Origin of the sequence: Synechococcus sp. BIOS-E4-1 (assembly GCF_014279995.1) — a bacterium.
GTDB lineage: Bacteria > Cyanobacteriota > Cyanobacteriia > PCC-6307 > Cyanobiaceae > Synechococcus_C.
In genome coordinates this window covers 2938822-2961522 of record NZ_CP047935.1, presented here as the reverse complement: position 1 = coordinate 2961522, position 22701 = coordinate 2938822, and the positions used below count along the sequence as shown (strand labels likewise).

The 22701-nt window shown below is 60.0% G+C and carries 23 protein-coding genes and 1 tRNA gene; 10 read left to right on the top strand and 14 right to left on the bottom strand.

The annotated features are described in order from the left end of the window. Positions 1–9 precede the first annotated feature (9 nt). On the bottom strand, positions 10–2022 hold the full coding sequence (locus SynBIOSE41_RS16230; protein WP_186538935.1) for an NAD(P)H-quinone oxidoreductase subunit 5: 2013 nt from the start codon (positions 2020–2022) through the stop codon (positions 10–12). A gap of 34 nt (positions 2023–2056) precedes the next feature. Beyond that, on the bottom strand, positions 2057–2758 hold the full coding sequence (locus SynBIOSE41_RS16225; RefSeq protein ID WP_186541346.1) for an NnrU family protein: 702 nt from the start codon (positions 2756–2758) through the stop codon (positions 2057–2059). Between the two features lie 133 nt (positions 2759–2891). Between SynBIOSE41_RS16225 and SynBIOSE41_RS16220 the strand changes: the two genes are divergently transcribed. Beyond that, entirely contained in the window at positions 2892–3896 is a 1005-nt protein-coding gene (locus SynBIOSE41_RS16220) for a LysR family transcriptional regulator (protein ID WP_186538933.1), read from the top strand. Here the strand turns inward: SynBIOSE41_RS16220 and SynBIOSE41_RS16215 are convergent. Continuing rightward, positions 3887–4519: a DUF3172 domain-containing protein gene (locus SynBIOSE41_RS16215; RefSeq protein ID WP_186538931.1), complete on the bottom strand. Its 633-nt coding sequence runs from the start codon at positions 4517–4519 to the stop codon at positions 3887–3889. The two genes, SynBIOSE41_RS16220 and SynBIOSE41_RS16215, sit on opposite strands and share 10 nt — an antisense overlap. Continuing rightward, positions 4516–4863, bottom strand: coding sequence for an NAD(P)H-quinone oxidoreductase subunit M (gene ndhM, locus SynBIOSE41_RS16210; RefSeq protein WP_186538930.1), 348 nt, complete (start codon positions 4861–4863; stop codon positions 4516–4518). The genes SynBIOSE41_RS16215 and ndhM overlap by 4 nt, the downstream gene beginning before the upstream one ends. 108 nt (positions 4864–4971) lie before the next feature. Here ndhM and pds point away from each other — a divergent pair, with 108 nt between their 5' ends. Beyond that, positions 4972–6390: a 15-cis-phytoene desaturase gene (gene pds / locus SynBIOSE41_RS16205; protein WP_186538928.1), complete on the top strand. Its 1419-nt coding sequence runs from the start codon at positions 4972–4974 to the stop codon at positions 6388–6390. 3 nt (positions 6391–6393) lie between these two features. Beyond that, positions 6394–7302: a phytoene synthase gene (locus SynBIOSE41_RS16200; RefSeq protein ID WP_066909022.1), complete on the top strand. Its 909-nt coding sequence runs from the start codon at positions 6394–6396 to the stop codon at positions 7300–7302. A gap of 61 nt (positions 7303–7363) precedes the next feature. Here SynBIOSE41_RS16200 and SynBIOSE41_RS16195 read toward each other — a convergent pair whose 3' ends face one another. Further along, a complete protein-coding gene (locus SynBIOSE41_RS16195; protein WP_114993943.1) occupies positions 7364–7798 on the bottom strand; it encodes an RNA-binding protein in 435 nt (144 codons plus the stop codon). A 64-nt stretch (positions 7799–7862) separates the two neighbouring features. Further along, on the bottom strand, positions 7863–9140 hold the full coding sequence (locus SynBIOSE41_RS16190) for a CCA tRNA nucleotidyltransferase (protein ID WP_186538926.1): 1278 nt from the start codon (positions 9138–9140) through the stop codon (positions 7863–7865). Between SynBIOSE41_RS16190 and SynBIOSE41_RS16185 the strand changes: the two genes are divergently transcribed. The 3 genes from SynBIOSE41_RS16185 to SynBIOSE41_RS16175 are packed head-to-tail and all read left to right on the top strand — an operon-like array spanning position 9139 to position 10591. Next, positions 9139–9390, top strand: a complete 252-nt coding sequence (locus SynBIOSE41_RS16185) for a Ycf34 family protein (protein ID WP_066909016.1) — start codon at positions 9139–9141, stop codon at positions 9388–9390. The genes SynBIOSE41_RS16190 and SynBIOSE41_RS16185 overlap by 2 nt on opposite strands. Next, positions 9387–10004: a tRNA (adenosine(37)-N6)-threonylcarbamoyltransferase complex dimerization subunit type 1 TsaB gene (gene tsaB / locus SynBIOSE41_RS16180; protein WP_186538924.1), complete on the top strand. Its 618-nt coding sequence runs from the start codon at positions 9387–9389 to the stop codon at positions 10002–10004. Before SynBIOSE41_RS16185 ends, tsaB begins: the two co-directional genes overlap by 4 nt. After that, positions 10004–10591: a YdcF family protein gene (locus tag SynBIOSE41_RS16175; protein WP_186541345.1), complete on the top strand. Its 588-nt coding sequence runs from the start codon at positions 10004–10006 to the stop codon at positions 10589–10591. Before tsaB ends, SynBIOSE41_RS16175 begins: the two co-directional genes overlap by 1 nt. Here SynBIOSE41_RS16175 and SynBIOSE41_RS16170 read toward each other — a convergent pair. The 5 genes from SynBIOSE41_RS16170 to rpaB form a co-directional block, all read right to left on the bottom strand. Beyond that, positions 10585–11247: a 1-acyl-sn-glycerol-3-phosphate acyltransferase gene (locus SynBIOSE41_RS16170; protein WP_186538922.1), complete on the bottom strand. Its 663-nt coding sequence runs from the start codon at positions 11245–11247 to the stop codon at positions 10585–10587. The genes SynBIOSE41_RS16175 and SynBIOSE41_RS16170 overlap by 7 nt on opposite strands. 2 nt (positions 11248–11249) lie before the next feature. Next, positions 11250–12146, bottom strand: a complete 897-nt coding sequence (fabD, locus tag SynBIOSE41_RS16165; protein WP_186538920.1) for an ACP S-malonyltransferase — start codon at positions 12144–12146, stop codon at positions 11250–11252. A 27-nt stretch (positions 12147–12173) separates the two neighbouring features. After that, complete coding sequence (locus tag SynBIOSE41_RS16160) at positions 12174–13187, bottom strand: beta-ketoacyl-ACP synthase III (protein ID WP_186541343.1); 1014 nt, start codon at positions 13185–13187, stop codon at positions 12174–12176. Between the two features lie 136 nt (positions 13188–13323). Further along, entirely contained in the window at positions 13324–14664 is a 1341-nt protein-coding gene (gene plsX, locus SynBIOSE41_RS16155; protein WP_186538918.1) for a phosphate acyltransferase PlsX, read from the bottom strand. Continuing rightward, on the bottom strand, positions 14645–15397 hold the full coding sequence (gene rpaB, locus SynBIOSE41_RS16150) for a response regulator transcription factor RpaB (RefSeq protein ID WP_186538917.1): 753 nt from the start codon (positions 15395–15397) through the stop codon (positions 14645–14647). The genes plsX and rpaB overlap by 20 nt, the downstream gene beginning before the upstream one ends. Positions 15398–15487: 90 nt before the next feature. On the opposite strand from rpaB, the gene radA reads away from it, so the two are divergent. Beyond that, positions 15488–16885, top strand: coding sequence for a DNA repair protein RadA (radA, locus tag SynBIOSE41_RS16145; RefSeq protein WP_186538915.1), 1398 nt, complete (start codon positions 15488–15490; stop codon positions 16883–16885). A 14-nt stretch (positions 16886–16899) separates the two neighbouring features. On the opposite strand, the gene SynBIOSE41_RS16140 is transcribed toward radA, so the two are convergent. Further along, positions 16900–17421 (bottom strand): photosystem I assembly protein Ycf3, encoded by a 522-nt coding sequence (locus SynBIOSE41_RS16140; protein ID WP_066908996.1) that lies wholly within the window; start codon positions 17419–17421, stop codon positions 16900–16902. 73 nt (positions 17422–17494) lie between these two features. On the opposite strand from SynBIOSE41_RS16140, the gene SynBIOSE41_RS16135 reads away from it, so the two are divergent. Genes SynBIOSE41_RS16135 through SynBIOSE41_RS16125 form a run of 3 tightly spaced genes read left to right on the top strand, consistent with a single transcriptional unit; the run spans position 17495 to position 21455 of the window. Continuing rightward, positions 17495–19849, top strand: coding sequence for a cation-translocating P-type ATPase (locus SynBIOSE41_RS16135; protein WP_255475841.1), 2355 nt, complete (start codon positions 17495–17497; stop codon positions 19847–19849). A 2-nt stretch (positions 19850–19851) separates the two neighbouring features. Then, entirely contained in the window at positions 19852–20493 is a 642-nt protein-coding gene (tmk, locus tag SynBIOSE41_RS16130) for a dTMP kinase (protein ID WP_186538914.1), read from the top strand. A gap of 5 nt (positions 20494–20498) precedes the next feature. Beyond that, complete coding sequence (locus tag SynBIOSE41_RS16125; RefSeq protein WP_186538912.1) at positions 20499–21455, top strand: DNA polymerase III subunit delta'; 957 nt, start codon at positions 20499–20501, stop codon at positions 21453–21455. An 11-nt stretch (positions 21456–21466) separates the two neighbouring features. On the opposite strand, the gene SynBIOSE41_RS16120 is transcribed toward SynBIOSE41_RS16125, so the two are convergent. Together SynBIOSE41_RS16120 and SynBIOSE41_RS16115 are read right to left on the bottom strand one after the other, a co-directional pair. Continuing rightward, the gene (locus tag SynBIOSE41_RS16120; RefSeq protein WP_066908990.1) at positions 21467–22264 is read right to left on the bottom strand and encodes a response regulator transcription factor; all 798 of its coding nucleotides are present in this window, start codon (positions 22262–22264) and stop codon (positions 21467–21469) included. Between the two features lie 362 nt (positions 22265–22626). Then, a tRNA-Asn gene (locus SynBIOSE41_RS16115) sits at positions 22627–22698 on the bottom strand. Positions 22699–22701 lie beyond the last annotated feature (3 nt).

The following is a 22701-nucleotide window of genomic DNA, read 5'->3' as shown; positions in this document are numbered from 1 at the left end:
CTGAGCGCTTCAACTGATTGGGCCACCAAGCACACCAAAGAGAACCACCAGTCCGATGACACCGCCGAACACGATCAGGGCATAGAACTGAGCGCGGCCGGTTTCGAAGTATTTGAGACCCTCACCGCTGCCCAGTGTGAGCAGACCGGTGAGGTTCACGACCCCGTCAACCACCTTGGCGTCGACTTCCAGCACCTCTCGAGCAATCTTGCGGCTGCCGCGGACGAACAGCTTGTCGTTGATGTCATCCAGATACCATTTGTTGGCCAGGAAGGCATTAACGGCTGGGAAACGAGCTGCCACCAGCTCACCCAGGTCGATTCGGCGTAGGGCATAAGCGAGCACAGCAACGCTGATTCCGATCAAGGAGATGGCAACGGAGGCTCCTGCCAGAGGCAGGAATTCTCCCCAGCTGAAGTGCTCCGCCATCTCAAGGGCTTCTTCGGGGTCGAGCAGTCCGGCGAAGCGGCTGTTCCAGGGGGTTCCGAGCAGACCGATCAAGACGGATGGGACGGCGAGCACCACCAGTGGCAGGGTCATCGGCCAAGGGGATTCATGCAGGCTGCCCGCATGGTGGGCATGCTCCTCATCCACCGCTTTGCCCGCGGCAGCCATGAGATTGGCCTGCATGGCTTCGTCGTTGCCACGAAACTCTCCCTCGAAGGTGAGGAAGTAAAGGCGGAACATATAGAAAGCGGTCATGCCAGCGGTGAGAAAGCCCACCACCCAGAGCAGAGGGAATGTGCCGAAGGCCTGGCCAAGAATCTCGTCTTTGCTCCAGAAACCTGCCAGCGGCGGGATGCCACTGATGGCGATGCAGCCGATCAGAAAAGTGATGGCTGTGATCGGCATTTTTTTGCGCAGACCGCCCATCAGTCGCATGTCCTGGGCGAGCACAGGTTCATGGCCCACCACATCCTCCATGGAGTGAATCACGGATCCTGATCCCAGGAAGAGCATGGCCTTGAAGAAGGCATGGGTCACCAGGTGAAACATGCCGGCCACAGGGGCTCCACAGCCCATGGCCAGCATCATGTAACCCAGCTGGGAAACGGTGCTGTAGGCCAGTCCTTTTTTCAGGTCCATCTGGGTGAGGGCGATCGAGGCCCCCAGAAAGCAGGTGATCGTGCCGGTCACGGCGATGAACACTCCAACGCTCGGGAACTGGCTGTAGAGCGGTTCCAGACGTGCCACCAGGAACACGCCTGCAGCCACCATCGTGGCGGCATGGATCAGTGCAGAGATGGGTGTGGGCCCTTCCATCGCATCCGGTAGCCACACGTGCAGAGGGAACTGGGCCGATTTCGCCATCGGGCCCATAAAGACAAACAGACAGAGGAGCAGTGCTGCCCAGCCAGGCACGATGCCGCTGCTCACACCCGCTGAAAGCCCATCCGCAATTCCCTGGAAGTCAAAACTGCCTGTTGCCCAGAACAGGCCGAGGATGCCGAGCAAGAGGCCGAAGTCGCCAACCCGGTTGACCACAAATGCTTTCTGAGCCGCATGTGCGGCACCATCACGGTCGTACCAGAAGCCCACCAGCAGATAGGACGACATACCCACCAACTCCCAGAACACGTAGATCTCGAGCAGGTTGGGGCTCACCACCAACCCCAGCATCGAACTGCTGAAGATGGCCAGGTAGGTGAAGAAGCGCACGTAACTCTTGTCGTGCGCCATATAGCCGTGTGAATAGATCATCACCAGCAGGGCCACTGTGGTGACCAGCGCCAGCATCACTGCGGCCAGCGGGTCGATCACGTAACCCATCGGCAGAATGAAATCACCAGCGCTGGCCCACACGAACAGGTGTTCAACCGGGGGTGCGCCTCCGATTTGCTCCAACAGCACCGCATAACTGATCACCGCGGCAGCACCGATGCAGCTGATCAGCAGCAGAGCCACCGGTTTTCGCAATCGGTTGATGGTGCGGTTGAAGCTGATCAGACCAAGACCGGTGATCAGGGCCCCGAACAGGGGCAGCACTGGAATCAACCAGGCGGAGTCGGCAGCCGAGGGCATCCAGACAAAACAGCTTGTGACGAGTGTAGGCAGCTCAGCTCAACAGCTCTCCGAGACGCGAGTGCAGAAAGGCCATGCCCCCTCTGGGGATGTAGCGATGCGCCCACCAGAACACCCCCACGGCGATGGCGATGCCCAGCTGGGCCGGTCGGACAAGTTCGCTCAACACCAGCTGCTGGCGGCCATCGATCACAGCAGCGAAAGGCATCACAGATGTTTCGGCCTGAAGCCTGTCGAAAGCTTCCCCGAAGCGGGCTTTCAGTCGTCGGTCGCCATGCCAGACGGCGAATAGATGATGCGCAATCAGGCCCGTACAGGTGACCAACATGAAGCTGCTGCCGATCCAGAGGGCGTGGCTCATGCACCAGAGAATCTGACCAACAGCCTGAGGATGTCGGCTGATCCGAATAATTCCGCTGGCATAGAGGCGGACCTGAGGCTTGAGCACCGCCGGGATTTCCAGCAAGTTGTAAGTGGCTGGATAGAGAAACAGAAAACTGATCGCCGTCACGACCCAGATGGAAGGCACCATCCCCGGCACACCCTGGAGATTCCAGATTCGGATGCCGTCATAGCGGTGGGCCAGGAAGTAGGCGATCACCACCACGGCTGACGGGATGCTCAGGGCTGCAAAGATCAGCCGCCAGGCTCGCGCGCCGATCTTGGCCTCAGCCCGGGTACGCAAGGCTGCCCCACCGCTGTGGATCACTGCGAAGACAACGAGCAATCCCAGCATCACCAGGCTGCTGTGATGGATGCCTGCTGTTGCGTCAGCCAACGAGATGCTGCGGGAGCCGTGATTCTGGCGTTCAGCAGGGGAGAGGACCCCTACAGTTTTCGGGCTTCCGCTGTTTGCCGGGCAGCTTTTCATGGCCGATCTGCCCTTCACCCTGGATCAGCTGCGCATCCTGCGGGCCATCGTCAGTGAGGGCAGTTTCAAAAAGGCGGCCGACAGCCTCTACGTCACTCAGCCGGCGGTGAGCCTGCAGATTCAGAACCTGGAAAAGCAGCTGGAGGTGGCCTTGTTCGACCGTGGCGGTCGCAAGGCACAGCTCACAGAAGCAGGCCACCTTCTGCTCAGCTACTGCGATCGAATTCTCAGCCAGTGCCATGAGGCGTGCAGGGCACTGGACGATCTTCACGATCTCAAGGGTGGGTCTCTGCTGGTCGGTGCCAGCCAGACCACCGGGACTTATCTCATGCCTCGCATGATCGGTTTGTTTCGTCAGAAATTCCCTGATGTGGCTGTGCAGTTGCATGTGCACAGCACTCGACGCACCGGTTGGAGTGTCGCCAATGGACAGATCGATCTGGCGATCATCGGAGGGGAACTTCCAGCTGAATTGAATGAATTGCTGCAGGTCGTCCCCTACGCCAGTGATGAGCTTGCTCTGGTGCTGCCGGTGAAGCACCCTCTGGCGCGTCTGGTGGAGCTCAGCAAGGATGACCTCTACCGGCTCGGATTTGTGAGCCTGGATGCGCAGTCAACCACCCGCAAGATGGTTGATCAGTTGCTGGGCCGTTCCGGATTGGATGTGCAGCGGCTGCGCATCGAGATGGAACTGAATTCATTCGAAGCGATCAAGAACGCGGTCCAGGCTGGCCTGGGTGCTGCTTTCCTGCCAGTGGTCTCGATCGAGCGGGAACTTACCGCCGGGACTTTGTTGCGCCCCAGCGTCGTGGACCTTCAGGTGCGTCGTCAGCTCAAGTTGATCACGAATCCATCCCGCTACTGCTCAAGGGCAGCCGAAGCATTTCGCAGAGATGTGCTTCCGGTCTTTGCCAGTGCGGACAGCCCCTTGCGCCAGGGAAGGACCAACGCCCTGCCTCAGGAGATCAGCTCCGAAGACGCTGTCGAAAGCGGTCAGAACTGATCAGCTTCCGGAGTGATTCCCACGGTGTCATCCGCCACGCCCCGGGTCAGGAACTTGTTCTGTGTGATGTCGGTCTGATAGACGCAGCGCACAACAGGTTTGTCCCGCACTGAACCGATGTAGGCGAAAGTGTTCATGCGCTGTTTGCATTCACGCTCCTGAGCTGAAGTGATGGCCCCTTCCTTGCGCAGCACCGCCCAGTTCTCTCTTCGAATCACGCAACCAGGCTGCAGGGTCGGCTGGGTGACAAAACTGCTGGACGGATTCAGCGTCGTGTACATCTCGATATCCATCACAAAGGCACTGGCCCCCCACTGTCTGCAGAACTCCGGGTCTGGAACCGCCATGTCGAGCTGTTGGGAGCTGGCAATGTTGCCCTGGTCGCCCTGAGTGGTGCTGGTGACTGCACTACCGATCCCGATCCCCACAATCAGCACTCCAGCCAGAACCGCAATGGTGGCTGTGTTCAAGCTCATGCCGTTGCCACCTGTCTTTGGGGGTGGTGGTGGTCCTCCATAGCCTCGACCGTCTCGAGGGTCATCCCTGCGAGGCTGATCACGGCGACGTTCACCGTTTCTCCGGTCGTAGCCGGAGCCGGAACGGTCGTAGGGCGAACGACTCACAGCAGTTCAGGGGTTCTGGGAAGACCCATCGAATAGTTGAGGACGCGGCAGTCGGGGTTGTAACTCAACTTTCCGGCCTGGAGCAGCTCCCGGATACATCCTTCGAGTTCTGTGCCGATGCGACGCAGGTTGTAGTCATTCAGAGCTTGGCCGTCATGGCTTTTGACCAGCTCGCGGAAGCGTTGCTGGATAATCTCGATGGTGTGATCAGTCCAGACGAATTCGTTGTCGGGATCCAGGTCGAGGGTGAGTTGACTCGGGTCGGCGACCAGATCACCATTCTCGACCCTTGCCGTGAACAGGCGCACGTGACGGGTGGTGCTCTTCAGCAGAGTCTCGGCCATGAATCAAGCGGAGCGATGTGGACATCGCACAGGCGTATTGGCGGTGACTTTAGGAAGCGGAGAGGAGACCTCTCCTTTTAAGGTTGTTTTCAACTTGTGTTCAGAAGCATGCGCGTCGCCATCGCTGGGGCCGGACTGGCAGGTCTTTCCTGCGCCAAGTATCTGGCCGATGCTGGTCATACCCCGGTCGTGGTCGAAGCTCGCGACGTGCTTGGTGGCAAGGTCGCTGCCTGGAAGGACGAGGACGGTGATTGGTACGAGACCGGTCTTCACATCTTCTTCGGGGCCTATCCGAACATGCTTCAGATGTTCAAGGAGCTGGACATCGAAGACCGGCTGCAGTGGAAGAGTCACTCGATGATCTTCAACCAGCCGGAGGAACCTGGCACCTACAGCCGCTTTGATTTTCCTGATCTGCCAGCTCCTGTGAATGGTGTGGCCGCGATTCTGGGAAATAACGACATGCTGAGTTGGCCCGAGAAAATCAGCTTCGGATTGGGCCTTGTGCCAGCGATGCTTCGGGGGCAGGGCTACGTCGAAGAGTGCGATAAATATTCCTGGACCGAGTGGCTGCGGGTCCACAACATTCCCGAACGGGTGAACGATGAAGTGTTCATCGCCATGAGCAAGGCGCTGAATTTCATTGATCCCGATGAGATCTCCGCCACGGTCGTGCTTACGGCTCTCAATCGCTTCCTGCAGGAGAAGAGCGGCTCCAAAATGGCTTTCCTTGACGGTGCGCCGCCCGAGCGGCTCTGCCAGCCGATGGTGGAGCACATCGAAGCGCTCGGTGGTGAAGTTCATCTCGATTGCCCGCTGCGTGAAATCAAGCTCAATGACGATGGCTCTGTCGCTGCCTTCCATATCGGTGGCATCAAGGGCAAGGAGAGCTTCGACCTCACCGCTGATGCCTACGTGAGTGCTCTGCCGGTGGACCCCTTCAAGTTGCTGCTGCCGCTGCCCTGGAAGCAGATGGATGTCTTCAAGAAGCTCGACGGCCTTCGCGGAGTGCCTGTGATCAACCTGCATCTCTGGTTCGATCGCAAGCTCACCGATATTGATCACCTGTTGTTCAGTCGTTCGCCGCTGCTCAGCGTCTACGCCGACATGAGCATCACCTGCAAGGAGTACGAGGACCCTGACAAGTCAATGTTGGAGCTCGTGTTTGCACCCGCCAAAGACTGGATCGGACGCTTGGACGAGGAAATCATCGAGGCCACGATGGGTGAACTCCACAAGTTGTTCCCCACCCACTTCGGTGGAGACAACCCCGCCACGCTGCGTAAATACAAGGTGGTGAAGACACCCCTGTCGGTTTACAAGACAACGCCAGGATGCCAGCAGCTTCGTCCTGATCAGACCACGCCAATCAGAAACTTTTTCCTGGCAGGTGATTACACCATGCAGCGCTACCTCGCATCCATGGAAGGTGCGGTTCTGAGCGGCAAACTCTGTGCAGGGGCGGTGGACCGCAAGAGCGATCAGCTGGCATCATCGTCCCCTGTCAGCGAGCCGGTCTCGGCCTGAGTCATGCCTCTCGCAGCTCCGGACCTCGACGCAGCCTTCGAGGCCTGTCGTCGGGAGACCGCCGAGTGGGCCAAAACGTTCTATCTCGGAACGCTGCTGCTCCCCTATGAGAAGCGTCGGGCCATCTGGGCGATCTATGTCTGGTGCAGGCGCACGGATGAGCTGATGGATAGTCCGGAGGCTCAGGCTCGTCCTGTCGAGGAGCTGGCTGATCGTCTGAATCGCTGGGAGTTGAAAACCCGCGATCTGTTCAAGGGGTATGTCAACGATGAGCTCGATGCGGTGATGGTCGACACGCTCGAGAGGTTCCCCCAGAGCATTCAGCCCTATCTCGACATGATCGAGGGTCAGCGGATGGACCTCACCTGGACTCGCTATCCCCGTTTTGATGATCTCAGGTTGTACTGCTACAGGGTTGCAGGAACAGTTGGCCTCATGACTCAGGGGGTCATGGGTTTGGATCAGGCCTACAGCTCTGCTCCTTGGAGTGATCGGCCAGACACTTCAGATGCCGCCGTTGCCCTGGGAATCGCCAATCAACTCACGAACATTCTCCGTGATGTCGGAGAAGATCGCGGTCGTGGTCGGATCTATCTGCCGTTAGAGGATCTCGAGCACTTCGGCTACAGCGAAGATGATCTGATGGCAGGTCGTATGAATCAGGCCTGGAAGGATCTGATGGCGTTTCAACTGCGTCGCGCCCGTGAGTGGTTTGATCGCTCCGAGGCCGGGGTGCGTTGGTTGTCCCGTGATGCCCGATGGCCTGTCTGGACCTCTCTGCGCCTCTACAGGGGAATTCTCGATGTCATTGAGCGCCACGACTACGACGTCTTCAATAAGCGTGCCTATGTGGGAAAGCTCAACAAGCTGCTTGATCTTCCTCGCTCCTTTGTCCTCGCTCAGTCTCGCTAGAGCGTGATGAACAAAAAAAACCGGTCATCTCAGATGACCGGTCGGGAAAGTTGAACGTGTTTCAAACAGCCGTTTTCTGATCGGCAAGCAAGTCCTTGAGCTTGGACAGTTCACCAGCCCAACGAGGATCGGGGGCTTCTTCAGCTTTGGCATCGCTGTGAACAACCTTGTTGACAGCTTTGCGCGCTGAGCCCGGTGCGTGGCCGCCGGCCTGTCCGCGTCGGCCACCGCCGCCGCCGGCATTGCTGTCTCGTCGCTCCGAGCGCTCGACACGGAGTGCATTTCCTCCGAACTCCTTGCCGTTGAACTGCTCAATCACGGCATCAGCGACTTTTTCGTCATCGACGTTGGCGAAACCGAATCCCCGGCAGGCTCCGGTTTCGCGGTCGAGAACTGCTTTGAAGCGAACTCCCTCCCCAACGCTGGTGAGCTGAGCCTCAAGCTCTTTGCTCTCAAAATTCTGCGGCAAGTTGCCGATGTAAAGACGCACGCTCATGAAACGGGGAAGGGAAACGGAAGACTGCGTGTCAGGCCGATCGTTGTCGTCACTGCAAGGGCAGTTAATCACAGGACCCATCCGGGTCTGTCTGAACCGCTTGGTGGGACAACCAGGATCGGGCTGCGTTCAGCGCCTGCTCGCGAGTCGAAACACGACCATACGCACGCTCAAGGCTCAAGTGTCGAAGGAGGGCGCCCAAGGTTGGTCCTGGCGAGATCTTGAGGGCTTCCTGAAGGCTTGTGCCATTCAGTGGAGGGCGTGGATGGAAGAGGCTGTCCTGGAGATCTCTCCAGCGCTCAAGCCACTGCTGCTGGAGTCCTGCAGGCCAGGTCAGGATGAGCGCAGGCAGATCCTGTTCAAGATCCATGTGCAGCCGCAGTCGTTCTTGCTCAGTCAATTCCTCGGGGCAAGGACGTCCTTCGCTGGATGTTGAACGCTTGATCCAGTAACGCAGACGTTCACAACGTTGTAACTCCCGGCGACTGAAGCGGAGCTCTTTCAGTCCGACATCCGGCAGCAGCTGGGTGAGCCTTGCCAGCGGCAGGGCTTGCCTGCGTTCCATGTCTGTCAGCAGTTCGCTTGTCTGCGCACCCCTGACAGGCCGTTCGTTCCCAGCTGCCGCGTCTTGCTTGGTCCAGGGCTCTAGCAGCCCCAGTTCCTGGATGGTCGCCATGGCGCGGTCTGCGGCCGGTGCTGCGACAAGGCGCACCAGTTCGGCCTGGATCCGTTCCGGCGCGGCACGGGCAAGCAGGGCACGGTTGCGCTTGAGCATTTCCAAGGTTGGATCATCCAGGTGCATGTTCAGCTCCGCGATCAGGCGGAGGCCTCTCAACAAGCGAAGGGGATCCTCCCGAAGGTTGGCTTCACGGACTGCGACGATCCTGGCCTCCTGCAGATCCTCAAGGCCACCAGTGGGATCCAGCAGTCTTGGAGATCCGTCGAAGCTCAGGGCAATGGCATTCAGCCTGTAATCACGACGGTTCAGATCGTCGTCCAGCGTCTCCCCCTCCTGTCGGGCTAGATCGATCGTCCATCCCCCCAGCACCAGGCGGGCCATGTCCCGTTGTTCATCGAGCACAACGCAGGCACCTCCAAGCTTCTGGGCGAGCTGTCGTGTGCTCTTAAGAGCGTTGTCAGGCACCACCAGGTCCAGGTCAGGGGTATCAGAAAGCCTGTCCAGGAGGGCATCACGAACCGCTCCTCCCACCAGCACTGATCCTTTCGGGAGCTCTGTTGGCCGCACCGGCCAGCTGTTCGGTTTCAAACGCTGCCAGATGATTTCTGCCAGCTTGTCCCGATCTCCCGTCAGAATGGGTGTCGAACCGGAGCGGGGGGGCATGTGCATCTGTGTGGACTGCCGCTGGGTGGACCGCTGTCAGGCCTATCACGCTGTGGAGCGACAGCATGGAGCTCCTCATCTCGCCGAGACTCCTGATCTGAAGCCTGCTGATCCTCGAATCCACATCAGCGTGATGGACCTGCCGGCCGGGCAGGTTGGTGTGGAATGGGATGTGCGCGGCTGTGGATCATTTCAACTGGATCGAGGTCGTTGGAGTCGACTCCGGCCCGGTGAGGAGGTTCCTACATGAGCGGCTGGCTGCTCGCTCTGCACAGCTCCACAGAAACTCTTGGGATCGCACTGGTGGGCGCAGAAGCCCCTATGCAGGAAGCCCGCGTGATCTGTCGTTCGCTTGGACGAGCTCTCACCAATGAGCTGGTGATTTCGCTTCAGCAGCTCCTTCCCGCTGATCAGTGGGCAGACATCAGCAGGCTTGCCGTGGCTACGGGACCAGGCGGGTTCACGGGAACCCGTCTCACCGTTGTGCTGGCCCGCACGCTGGCTCAGCAGTTAGGTGCGCCCCTGCATGGAGTGAGCAGCTTCGCCTTGATGGCTCCCAGGCTGCGCAAACAGCTGCCGAAGCCGCAGCGGGACAAGCCGTTCTCAATTGTGCAGACCCTTCCCCGCAGAGGGAAGGTCGCCGGCCGCTACAGGATTGCGAACACAGAGGTGGAGGAACTGGAATCCCCTCGCTTGCTCAGCAATGGCGATCAGCCTGCACCAGCTGTTGCGATGGCCGTGGATGTGCCTGCGGATGTGCTGCAGCTGTTGCGCTGTTGCCATGAGTGTCATCAGCGCGATCTCCCAGGCCCATGGGATTCGGTCCTCCCGATCTATCCCACCTCGCCTGTGGGGCCAGTCTGATGGCGTTGGGTGGTCGCCTGCTGCTTCTCTGTGCTGCGGTTGTGGCCGGAGCCGCTGTGGGGGGTCCCCTGCGCCCCTACGTGGAAGCTGCTCTCACCAATCATCAGCCCCAGCGCATTCTCGTTCTCGGAGGCGATGCTGATCGAGAGCGCATGGGTCTGCATCTCGCCCGTCGCATGAACCTGCCTCTGGTCGTGAGCGGGGGAACCAATCCTGAATACGCCCAGTCCCTGGTGCGTGATGCCGGTCTCACGCAGGACAGGGTTCGACTGGATTACAGGGCTGAGGACACGCTTGGGAACTTCACGTCATTGGTGGATGAACTTGAGCGAGACGGGGTGCATCATCTGCTCTTGGTCACAAGCGAAGACCATCTGCCCCGGGCAATGGCTGTCGGCGGAATCGTTGCCGGCAGCCGTGGAATCCGGCTCACGGGCGTTCCCGTCAGCTGTCAGCCCAAATGCCGTGATGAAGGCCTCGGCAAGCGTTTTGGAGATGGATTGCGTGCTGCTGCCTGGGTGATCACTGGTCGTGATTTGAAGCCCTGGGCTCGCAGGAACTGGCCTCAGCTGTTCAGCGCTCAATAATCAAGCAGGGCGTTGATGCGTCTCTGGAGTTCGCGTGTGGCTGCTTCCAGGTCTGGTTTGCGTCTGCTGCTTGGTGCGGGAACGGGTTCGCCAATTCGCATTTCAAGCTTCACCAGTCGCGGCAGATTGCGACCCATGCCAAGGGCTCTGTGGCTGTTGAGAATGGCGACTGGCAGCAGTGGGGCTCCTGATCTCGCCGCCAGAAGCGCTGCGCCCGGCATGGGTTGGTTCACGCGTCCGTCAGACTGCCGGGTTCCATCGAGAAAGACGCCGATGGCCCAGCCTTCATTGAGTCTTGCCGTGGCGGTCCGGATCGCTTCACGATCGCTCGCACCACGCTTCACCGGATAGGCGCCGCAGGCCCGGATCACATGGCCCAGGACAGGGATGCGGAACAGCTCGGCTTTGGCCATGAACGACACCGGTCGCCCAAGGGCATGGCCGAGCAAGGGTGGATCGAGATGGGACCCATGGTTGGCCACAACAACAAGGGGGCCTTCCATCGGCACGTTGATGTTGCCGCGGGTGCGTCCTCGGAACAGCATCCTGAACACCGGAAACACCAGCAGGCCACTGACCAGCCTGTAAGTGAGGCTTGGACGCGGCGTCTTCAGTGGCTGCAGGCCGCTGGCGTTGGTTGCAAGGTTGCTGCTCACATTCACAGACCCAGGTCGCCAGCGCTCGCCAGCTGCGAGGTGGTGACCCCTTTCATCGCACGTTTGGCCAGACCGCTGAGCACATTTCCAGGACCGATTTCAACCATGGTGTCCACACCGGAAGAGGTCATTGCCGCCATCGTTTCTCGCCAGCGCACGCCAGTGGTCATTTGGCGACGCAGTCGTTGCTTCAGCTCACCGGCATCGCGGCTGGGGGTGGGGTCGGTGTTGCTGAAGACCGGGAAGCGTGCGTCTTCGAAAGCCACCCCGTCGAGATGGGAGGCGAAGGCCTCTGCCGCCTTCGCCATGAAGGGGGAATGGAAGGCACCTGAGACGGCAAGGGGAATGGCCCGCTTGCAGGTCAGTGCTTGGCTCAGCTCGTTCACAGCCTCTGGACGTCCTGACAGCACCACCTGGGCATCGCTGTTGTCATTGGCAATCACCACCCCCTCAGTGGCATTCACAAGGGTTTCCAGTTGGCTGCGATCGAAACCGATCACTGCCGTCATCGCTCCTCCCCCTGCGCTGGCCATGAGCTCTGATCGGCGTTGCATGAGCTCCAGGCCCGTCGCTGCATCAAATACACCAGCCGCATAGAGAGCCACTAGTTCGCCAAGGCTGTGCCCGGCCACCAGTTCGGGTTGCCTGCCCTGACGCAACAACTCATCGACAATCAGCGATTCCACTGCAAACAGGGCCGGCTGCGTGTTCCGGGTGTCGTTCAGGTTGGAGAGGCCGCTCGTCTCTGCTCCCTCACCTCTGCAGATCGAGAGCAGGTCCCTGCCGAGCAGGTTCGAAGCCAGAGCGAAGCGTTCCTCCGCGCCAGGCAAGCTGAGGACGGGCTCGGCCATGCCGTTTTTCTGAGATCCCTGTCCGGGGAACACCCAGGCGATCGACATTCACAGTGGCGCAACGGTGCTGGGAGCCTAAGCGGGACCCTGCCAGCGGAACAGGGCGGCTCCCCAGCTCAGACCAGCTCCAAAACCACTGCTTGCCAGCAGCTGTCCAGGCCGGATTTGGCCACCCCGCACTGCTTCATCCAGAACCAGAGGGATGGTTGCCGCTGAGGTGTTGCCGTAGTGCGCCAGGTTGCTCAGCACCTTGGCCCTGGGAATCGCAAAGCGATCGGCAACGGCATCCAGGATGCGCTGATTGGCTTGATGCAGCAGCAGCCAGTCGATGGCCTCCGGGCCAATCTCACAGCGTTCAAGCAGGCATTGCAGGACCGCCGGGACTTCACGCACGGCGAACTTGTACACCTCCTGACCGTTCATCTCGATCGGTCGGTAGCCACCCTGTCGATGGCGTGTATCGGCAGCCAGGGGTTTATCGCTGTCGAGTGCAGGCAGGTTGAGTACTCCACCGCGTGCTCCATCACTGCGCAACAGAAACCCCAGGAGTCCATCGTTGTCGGCAGCTTCAAGGGCGACAGCTCCGGCTCCATCGCCGAACAGCACACAGCTGCGTCGGTCATCCCAGTCCACGAAACGGCTCAGCTGGTCGGCGCCGATCACAAGCGCCCGTCGCATGGCTCCTGTGCGCAGGTACTGAGCGGCCGTCACCAGCGAAAACAAAAAGCCGCTGCAGGCGGCTGTGAGATCAAACGCCACGGCATTCGAAGCCCCAAGCCTGGCCTGCACTGCTGGCGCTGAGCCAAACAGATCATCCGGAGTTGAGGTCGCCAGCAACACCAAGTCGAGGCTGTCGGCGGACCATCCGGCCATGTCCAGAGCAGATCGGCCGGCTTCAGCGGCAAGGTCGTTCAGGCTCTGATCGGGGCTGCTCACCCGTCGAGTGGAAATACCTGTGCGGCTGCGGATCCATTCATCGCTGGTCTCCACTCGCAGACCCAGCTGGTTGTTTGTGATCACCTGGGCTGCCTGGGCGCTGCCGCTGCCGACCAGAGCGACGCCTCGAGAGTGCGGTGATGCTCCAGCCAAAAGAGGGTCCAAGCAGTGGCGTCAGTCAATCACAGTCCGCCAGAACGCCTGTCAGGCAAGGGGGTTGATCAGACCCTCAGTTCTGCGAGTCGAGTTGTGACTGCCGAGTTCCGCTCTGTTGAAGCCTGCTGGCTGCTTAAGCCCGGGAGGTGGCTTTGGCCCCAAGCTGGGCAAGATGGTCCATCACACCATGACTGGCGGCGGAATGGGCCAGCCGCAAGGCACTGACCACTGACAAGGCTTTGCTGCTGCCGTGGCCGATCACGCAGATGCCATTCACGCCCAGAAGCAGTGCTCCGCCATGTTCGGCGTGATCCAACCGCTTCTTGATGCGCTTGAGGTTGCTGCGCAGGAAGGCGGAACCCACCTTGCCTCGACGCCCACGTGGCAGTTCGGCTCTGAGCACACCAAGCAGCACACTGCCGACGGATTCAAGGAACTTCAGCAGGACATTGCCGGTAAAGCCATCACAGACCACCACATCGAACTCACCCGACAGCACATCACGCCCCTCACAGTTGCCGGCGAAGTGCAGAAGTGATTCCTCGATGAGCAGCTCATGGGTGCGAACGGAAAGATCGTTGCCCTTGCATTCCTCCTCGCCGATGTTGAGCAGTCCGATCCTGGGTTGGCTCACCTGCAGCACATCCCTGCAGTAGATGTCTCCCAGCAGGGCGAATTGGTGCAGATAGGAGGGCTTGCAATCCATGTTGGCGCCCACGTCGAGAACCAGCACTGGCTGGCCGGGATCTTTGGTGGGAAACAGGGCACCGATGGCGGGTCGGTCGATGCCGGCCAGTCGTCCCAGTCGGAAGATGGCTGAAGCCATGACAGCCCCGGAGTTGCCTGCTGAGTAAACGGCCTGGGCCTCGCCTCGCTTCACCAGATCCATGGCCACGTTGATGCTGGCGTCGCGTTTGCGTCGCACCACCGTGGCCTCCTCATGCATTTCCACGGAGGGGCCGCTGGTGATCAGTTCCAGCAGTCCTGTATCGATCGCCGCATTCAATGCTTCAGCCAGTCCTGCTGTAGAGGCGGCTTCCAGCACCCGGTCCGTTTCGCCGACGAAGCGGATTTTCACGGCCAGCCGTTCGATGGCCTGGAGGCATCCCTCCAGAATCGGAACGGGCGCGTTGTCACCTCCCATTCCGTCGACGGCCACCCAGACGCGGTCACGGTCATCGATTTCGAGTTCCTCGCCGGGGACCCCGCCCTGAAGGCGCCGGAGCGGATCCATCACGGGTTGGAGAACGGAGCCGGCCATGCTTCCGGCACTGTTCACCACAGTTCCCGCCATTGAGGTGACGGAACCTGCCACATTGCCGGCCGCATTGGCTGAAGTCGTTGCGGTGTCAACCAGGCTGGTCACTGCAGCATTGCGCCGATACCAAATCACAAGGCGTCGAACAGCCTTGGATCGGCGGGCTTTGATCCTCGGCGCAGCGTCCGGGGTGAGGTCAGGATCCTTCGGAGGCAACAGAATCGATGATGCGCTGGAACAGGTAACCGGTGCCGCGAGCGGTGAGGATCAGCTCGGGGTTGGCCGGGTCGTCTTCCAATTTGGAACGAAGACGTGAGATATGAACATCCACGACCCGGGTGTCGACGTGGCGTTCAGGGGTGTAACCCCACACCTCCTTCAGGATCTCACCGCGGCTGAACGGTTCGCCCGATCGGCTCACAAGCAGTTCAAGCAGACTGAATTCCATCCCGGTGAGACGGATCCGCTCGTCGTTGCGGAACACCTGCCGCTTGTTGGTGTCGATCTTCAGGTCTGAGACCTGGATCACTCCGGAGTTGGGGATGCCGGCAGCGTGCTCTTTTTCCACGCGGCGCAAAACGCAGCGGATCCGCGCCTCAAGCTCCTTCGGACTGAAGGGTTTGATCACATAGTCGTCCGCTCCGAGCTCCAGACCGGTGATCCGGTCAGCGACATCGCCCAGCGCTGTAAGCATCACAATCGGAACATCCGACTCCTTGCGCAGTTCCTGACAGACCCCGTAGCCATCCAGCTTCGGCATCATCACGTCGAGCACGACCAGATCCGGGTTGCATTCCTGGAAGCTTTCCAGGGCTTCGGTCCCGTCGCAGGCAGTGACGACGTTGTACCCGATCATCGAGAGGCGGGTTTCGAGGATCCTGCGGATGCTGGCCTCGTCATCCACCACGAGGATGGTTTCCTTGGAGGTGGAGGGTGCTGAGGCCGTCATATCGCCGGCAAGGAGCGAAGATAGTGCTCACAAATAGGTGATTAGCGGGTTCAGTCGTTCACGTAGCGCCAACTTTCTTCATCATTCGACGTGCCCCGATCGGCCAATTTTTACGTCTGTCAGAGCTGTGGTGCCCAGACACGGCAGTTCTTTGGGCGGTGTAGCAGCTGCGGTAGCTGGAATTCTCTGGTGGAGCAATCGGCACCCAAGGACGACGGCCGCCGCCGTCGCTCCGGGGGCGATCCCTCAGCGGCACCGAAGGCGCGTCGTTCCACGTCGATGGCATCCCTCGGCGATCAGCCCCTTCAGCGCATCGGCAGTGGTTACGGGGAGCTCAACCGGGTTCTTGGCGGGGGACTGGTCCCTGGATCGCTGGTGCTGGTTGGGGGTGATCCTGGTATCGGCAAGAGCACACTGCTGCTGCAGAGTGCGTCGGCCATTGCGCGGGATCGTGTGGTGCTCTACGTGAGCGCCGAGGAATCTGCGCAGCAGGTGAAGCTGCGCTGGCAGCGGCTCACTGCTGACAGCAGTGATCTGCAGCTGCTGGCGGAGACGGATCTCGAGCTGGTGCTGGAGGAACTCGAGGCTCTGAGGCCAGATGTGGCCATCATCGACAGCATTCAGGCCTTGCACGACGCCGAACTCTCCAGTGCACCTGGTTCTGTCGCTCAAGTGAGGGAATGTGCTGCGGCTCTGCAGAGACTGGCGAAGCGTCAGAACACCGCGCTGCTGCTTGTGGGACACGTCACAAAGGAAGGCGCGCTGGCCGGACCCAAGGTGCTTGAACACCTTGTGGATGCGGTGCTCACCTTCGAGGGCGACCGCTTCGCCAGCCATCGCCTGCTTCGGGCTGTCAAGAACCGGTTCGGGGCCACCCACGAGCTGGGGGTCTTTGAGATGCGTGGTCAGGGCCTCGAGGAGGTCGGCAATCCCAGTGAGTTGTTCCTCAGTGGAGAGCGGGCCAATGGGGTGGCAACGATCGTTGCCTGTGAAGGCACCCGGCCACTGGTGGTTGACCTGCAAGCCCTGGTGAGCTCCACCAGCTATGCGAGCCCTCGTCGGACCGCCACCGGCATCGCCGTGAACCGCCTGCATCAGATCCTGGCTGTGCTGGAAAAGCACATGGGCTTGCCACTCTCGCGGTTCGATTGCTATCTGGCCGTGGCTGGTGGCCTGGATGTGGAGGAGCCCGCGGCAGATCTGGGAGTGGCGGCGGCAGTGGTGGCCAGTTTCAGGGACCTGACTCTGCCGGTCGGTACTGTCCTGCTCGGGGAACTTGGTCTGGGCGGTCAGCTTCGACCGGTAGGACAGTTGGAGTTGCGATTGCAGGAGGCTGTGCGTCTTGGATTCAGACGTGCGGTCGTGCCGCGGGGAAGCGGACTGGGTCCGATCGCGTCTGGCCTCGATCTGGAACTGCTGGAGGCGGGATCCATCACCGAAGCCCTCGTGCTGGGGCTAGGTGTGAACCCCGAGGATGGCGAGACCTGAGTCGCTGTGATGCCTCAGAAGTAGACGTCCACGTTGCTGCGGCCGCTGGATTTGAGCCAGTTCTCGATGTCCAGATACCCCCCTGGATTCAGTCGCACCGCCTGAGTCCAGGCTTCAGCGGCTTTGTCTAGCCACACGTCTGCTTCATCACGCCGACCCTCTTCCTCGGCAATCCGGCCGCGCTTCTCGTAGATCAGCCCCATGTTTTTGAGACAGGAGGGCTGTTTGGGGTTTTCATCCAGAGCCTGTTGATAGGTCTCGATTGCCCTGTCTTCTTCGCCATTGCTCATGTAGATGATCGCCATGTTCTTGAGGGTTTCTCCGCGATCGATCGGGTTCTCCTCAAGCTTCAGGCTCTCTTCATAGTTTTCGAGAGCTTCGGCGTAATCACCGTCGTTCTGAGCAGACAGTCCGTCGCGGTAATACACGTAGGCCTCCTTGGCCCGGGCATTGATCGGCAGCAGCTTCACAATCAGGTCGGCCATGACCGTGAAGCTCTTGTCGATGAAGTTGTCGTTGCGGTTGCTGCGTGGCACGGAAAGCCGGACGGATTAAACCATCCTGAACCCAACAGGTGCTGCCTAGCGTGGAGTGGTGTGAACCGTTGAAGTGTCAGCAGCGTCTTCCCATCCATTGGACCCGACCGCACAGTCCCATGCTGTGCTTCTGGATGTGGAGGGGATGAAGTGTGGGGCGTGCGTTCGTGCAGTGGAGCGCACGCTGCTCGCTCAGCCAGGTGTGAAAGAGGCCAGTGTCAACCTTGTGACCCGCAGTGCCTGGCTGCGACTTGATGGCGAGGCGACATCGTCCTCTCAGCCGTTGCTTGATGACGTGCTAGCGGCCTTGCGTGGCCGAGGTTTTCCAGCACAGCCCCGACAGAGCGGACTCTTCTCCAAGGAAACGGAGCCCGAGCGAACCAGGGGATGGTGGCAGCAGTGGCGACAACTGATGGTCGCTCTTGTGCTGCTGCTGCTGTCGGTGCTTGGTCACCTTGCTGAAGCTGGGACGCTCTCTCTGCCGCTGATCGGCACGCTCAGCTTCCATGCTGCCCTGGCCACGGTGGCACTGCTCGGGCCCGGTCGCCCGATCCTGGTCAGTGGCTGGTCTGCGCTGCGCAGTGGTGTTCCCAGCATGGACACGCTGGTCAGCCTCGGTGTCGGCAGCGCCTACCTGGCCAGTCTTGTGGCACTGATCTGGCCCTCGGTGGGCTGGCCCTGTTTTTTCAACGAACCTGTGATGCTTCTCGGTTTCGTTCTGCTGGGGCGATTCCTGGAGGAACGTGCACGCCGTCGTACGGGCAGGGCTCTGCAGGAGCTTGCTGCCCTGCAGCCCGATACAGCGCGTCTGTTGATGGCTGATGACACGGTTCGCGAGGTGCCCGTCTCTGTGCTCCGTCCAGGCGAATGCATCCAGCTGCTTGCTGGAGACAGGATCCCTGTGGATGGTGTGGTGCGGAACGGCTGTTCTGCTGTTGATCTGTCAAGTCTCACCGGTGAACCGCTGCCGCTCGAGGCCGAACCCGGCACGGAGCTCAGTTCTGGTTGTCTCAACCTGGAGGCCAATCTGGAGATGGAGGTTCAGCGTGTCGGCAGCGACACGGCCCTGGCCCGCATCATTGCCCTTGTTGAGGAGGCTCAGGCCAGACGAGCTCCCATCCAGGGACTGGCTGACAGGGTGGCTGGCCGTTTTTGCTACGGCGTCGTCAGCCTGGCGCTGGTCACCTTCCTGTTCTGGTGGCAGCTGGGCAGCCGTCTCTGGCCTCAGGTCCTGGAGGTTCCTGTGGTGCTCATGGATCATGGCCATGATGCTGCGCTCCATGGCTCCCTTGGAGCCGGAGCTCAGACACCGTTCGGCCTCGGACTTCAACTGGCCATTGCTGTGCTTGTGGTGGCTTGTCCCTGTGCGCTCGGCCTGGCAACGCCCACAGTGATCACGGTCTCCTCAGGACTTGCCGCACGCCAGGGCTGGCTGTTCAGAGGTGGAGATGTGATCGAGCAGTCCGCCTCCGTCCAGCGGATGGTCTTTGACAAGACCGGAACGCTCACCCTGGGTCGTCCGCTCGTGGCTGCGGTGATGGCGAGTGAGGATGCATCCCGCACGATCCAACTGGCAGCAAGTCTGGAACAAACGAGCCGGCATCCTCTGGCCCATGCGCTGTTGCAAGAGGCCCAGCGGCTCAATCTCACGCTCTTGCCGGTGACGGCCAGTCGGACCCTGCCAGGATCCGGTATGAAGGGCACACTCGAGTCCCTGAAGGGACAATTGCGGGTGGGCTCTCCTGAATGGCTTCAGCAGGAAGGTGTGGTGTGGTCTGCAACGCAACAGCAGGCTGTTGAGGAAGCTCTGCAACGAGGACAGACGCTCGTGGCAGTTGGTCTTGATGCCGAACCGCTGGGTGTGGTGGCCATTGATGACCGCCTCAGGCCCGATGCCCCTGTTGCACTTCAGCGTTTGAGGGATCAGGGGCTGACACTGGGAATGCTCAGTGGTGATCGTCGTCAGGCCGTTGAAAAGATTGCGCAGATGCTCGGCTTCGCTGATGACGAACTGGCCTGGCAACTCCTCCCGAATCAGAAGCTCGAGCGCCTCGAACACTGGCGCGCAAACGAGACTGTGGGAATGGTTGGCGACGGTATTAACGATGCCCCTGCCCTGGCCGCGGCGGATCTGGGTATCGCCGTGGGCACGGGTACACAGATTGCTCAGGACACCGCAGATCTGGTGTTGCTTGGCGATCGGCTCGAGGCTTTGCCGGAAGCCCTGACTCTGGCGAGACGCACGATGGCCAAGATTCGGCAGAACCTGTTCTGGGCATTCGGCTACAACATGATCGCTTTGCCAGTCGCTGCAGGTGCTCTGTTGCCAGGCTTCAATCTGCTGCTGTCTCCGCCGCTTGCGGCACTGCTCATGGCCCTCAGCTCCGTGTCGGTGGTTTTGAATGCCCTCAGCCTGAGTCTCCGCTGATCATGGTCGGGCGTTTTCTGGCGCTTGAGGGCATCGATGGCTGTGGCAAAACCACGCAGCTTCGCCATCTGGCCGATTGGCTTCCAGCCAGTGGCTTGATGCCTTCCGGAGCCACGCTGCATCTCACGCGTGAACCCGGCGGCACACCCCTTGGTCGTGCGTTGCGCGAGCTCCTGCTCAATCCACCGCAAGAGTCGGCTCCTGCTCCCACCGCTGAATTGCTGCTTTATGCCGCAGATCGCGCTCAGCACGTTGAACGCATGATCCGCCCAGCTCTGCAGCGAGGAGACTGGGTCCTGAGCGATCGTTTCAGCGGTTCCACCATCGCCTATCAGGGGGATGGCCGGGGACTCGATCTGCAGACCATCCTCGATCTGGAGCGGATCGCCACGGTTGGTGTGACGCCGGATCTCACGTTCTGGCTTGATCTACCCCTGCAGGAGAGCCTCAAACGGCGCGGTGCACGCAGCGATGACCGGATCGAAGCCGAAGGTGAGGCCTTTCTGGCGCGGGTGTCTGAGGGTTTCCAGCGCCTGTCCGCTGAGCGCGGCTGGACAGCTGTGGCGGCGGACCAGAGCGCTGATCAGGTGCAACAGCTCATTCGCAGACGGCTGAGGGATTGGTTGGCTAAGGCATCGCTGTGACTGAGATGTTGTTCGGCGAATTGCAGGGTCAGCCGCTGGCGCAACGGTTGCTCATTGCGGCTCTGCAAAACCGTCGACTGGCTCCCGCTTATTTGTTCAGTGGCCCAGATGGAGTGGGCCGACGTCTTGCGGCGCTCCGTTTCTTGGAAGGTCTGCTGGGTGGAGGTGACTCGATTCCACGCGAACGCCGGCGGCTTGAAGCACGCAACCATCCCGACTTGCTCTGGGTCGAGCCCACCTACAACCATCAGGGCCGTCTGATCCCACGATCGGAAGCCGAGTCCATGGGCGTGAGCAAGCGGACACCACCGCAGGTGCGCTTGGAGCAGATCCGTGAGCTGAGCAGATTTCTGGCCCGTCAGCCTTTGCAGTCGCCGAGGGGTTTGGTGATTCTCGAACAACCTGAGGCCATGGCGGAGGGAGCGGCCAACGCACTGCTCAAGACTCTTGAAGAGCCAGGACACGGACTGTTGATTCTGTTGTCCGCTGCACCGGAAAGACTCCTGACCACGATTCGATCGCGATGTCAGCAGATCCGTTTCACACGCCTCAGCGAGGTTTGCATGCGCTCAGTGCTTGTGCAATTGCCGGACGGGACAGGTGAGCAAGCGCTTGCTCTGGCGGCCAGTCATCCAGAGCTCCTGGCCCTGGCCGGTGGATCGCCTGGGGCCCTGCTGGAGCATGTGCGGGTTTGGAACACCATCCCAGAGGAGCTGAGGCAAAGGTTTCAAAGCCTTCCCACCACACCATTGCAAGCTCTCGCTTTGGCGAGAGATGTGACAGAGCAGCTCGAAGGAGATCAGCAGCTCTGGATGATCAACTGGTGGCAGCACAGACTTTGGAATTCATCCAATCAGCCTGAGCGTCTGAAAAGGCTGAATCGTCTTCGCCAGCATCTGCTGTCGTTTGTTCAACCCAGGCTGGCCTGGGAGGTGGCACTACTCAACCTGATTGAAACTTGACCAACCTCGGATCAAGCGCTGGCCCGACTTTCCTGATCTTTCTGTTCACGCTCCTGGCGTGCCTGAGCGAGAACGTCTTGAAGACCTTCGAGCTGGGCTCCGGTTGGAAGCTCCAGGCAATAACCGGCTCCATAAACAGTTTTGATGAAGCGCGGTTTACGGGGATCTGGCTCAAGTTTTGTGCGCAAGTGCCTTACATGCACTCGGATGGTTTCGATGTCGTCGTCTGGCTCATATCCCCAAACCTCCTTGAGGATGAGAGACGGTGCAACGGTCTGACCATGACGCTGCAACAGACAGTGCAGCAATTCAAATTCAAGGTGAGTGAGGCGCACAGGTCGATCAAACCAGATGGCTTCAAATCGCTCAGGGACAAGGGTCAGCGGTCCGTAGCTGAGGATTTCGTGATGGTTGCTAGTTGTCCCAACCGGTGCTCGATCGCTGCGGCGTAACAACGCCTTGACCCTCACCTGAAGTTCCTCCAGGTCGAAGGGCTTGGTCAGGTAGTCGTCCGCTCCGGAATTGAACCCACTCACCTTGTCTTTGGTTCCACCAAGTGCAGTGAGCATCAGGATTGGGATTGCCGCCGTACGCTCATCGCGTCGAAGACGCTGGCAGAGGGTGAGTCCATCGACTTTGGGCAGCATCAGATCCAAAAGAATCAGATCCGGGCTGTATTGCAGAGCCAGTGCCTGGCCTTTGATCCCATCGTCAGCACTTTGAACATCGAAGCCACTGTGCTCAAGGTGACCACTCACCAGTTCACGCATGTCCCGGTCGTCTTCGATTAGCAGGATGCAGGGCTTCATCGACAGAGCAGCGGAGGAAAAGTTGGACGAGGGTATGCCGCGTCATTGCTTGACAGATTCTCTCAAGGTTCTTTCTGGCTTGCAGAGATGTCCTGATGGGGAGTGAACAGGATTACTTGGTTGAGAAGTGCTGCTATAACTAGTTTTTTGGGCTAATTCGACACGACTTAACGTCGTGGCCTCTAAAGAAAGTCTTCGGTTTCGAGGGGCAACTGTTAAGGAAATTCCGTTTTTCAGGGCATTTTCAGGGAGGGGATTCAGCTGCTGGAACGTTCAGTCCTCAACCTGGTGAGAGTCGGTGGGACGTTTTCAACAAAAATCACCACAACTCAATGAGTCGTGGTGATTTTTGTTGAACAGAACTCCCCGGGCGGGATTCGAACCTGCGACCAATCGATTAACAGTCGACCGCTCTACCGCTGAGCTACCGAGGAATG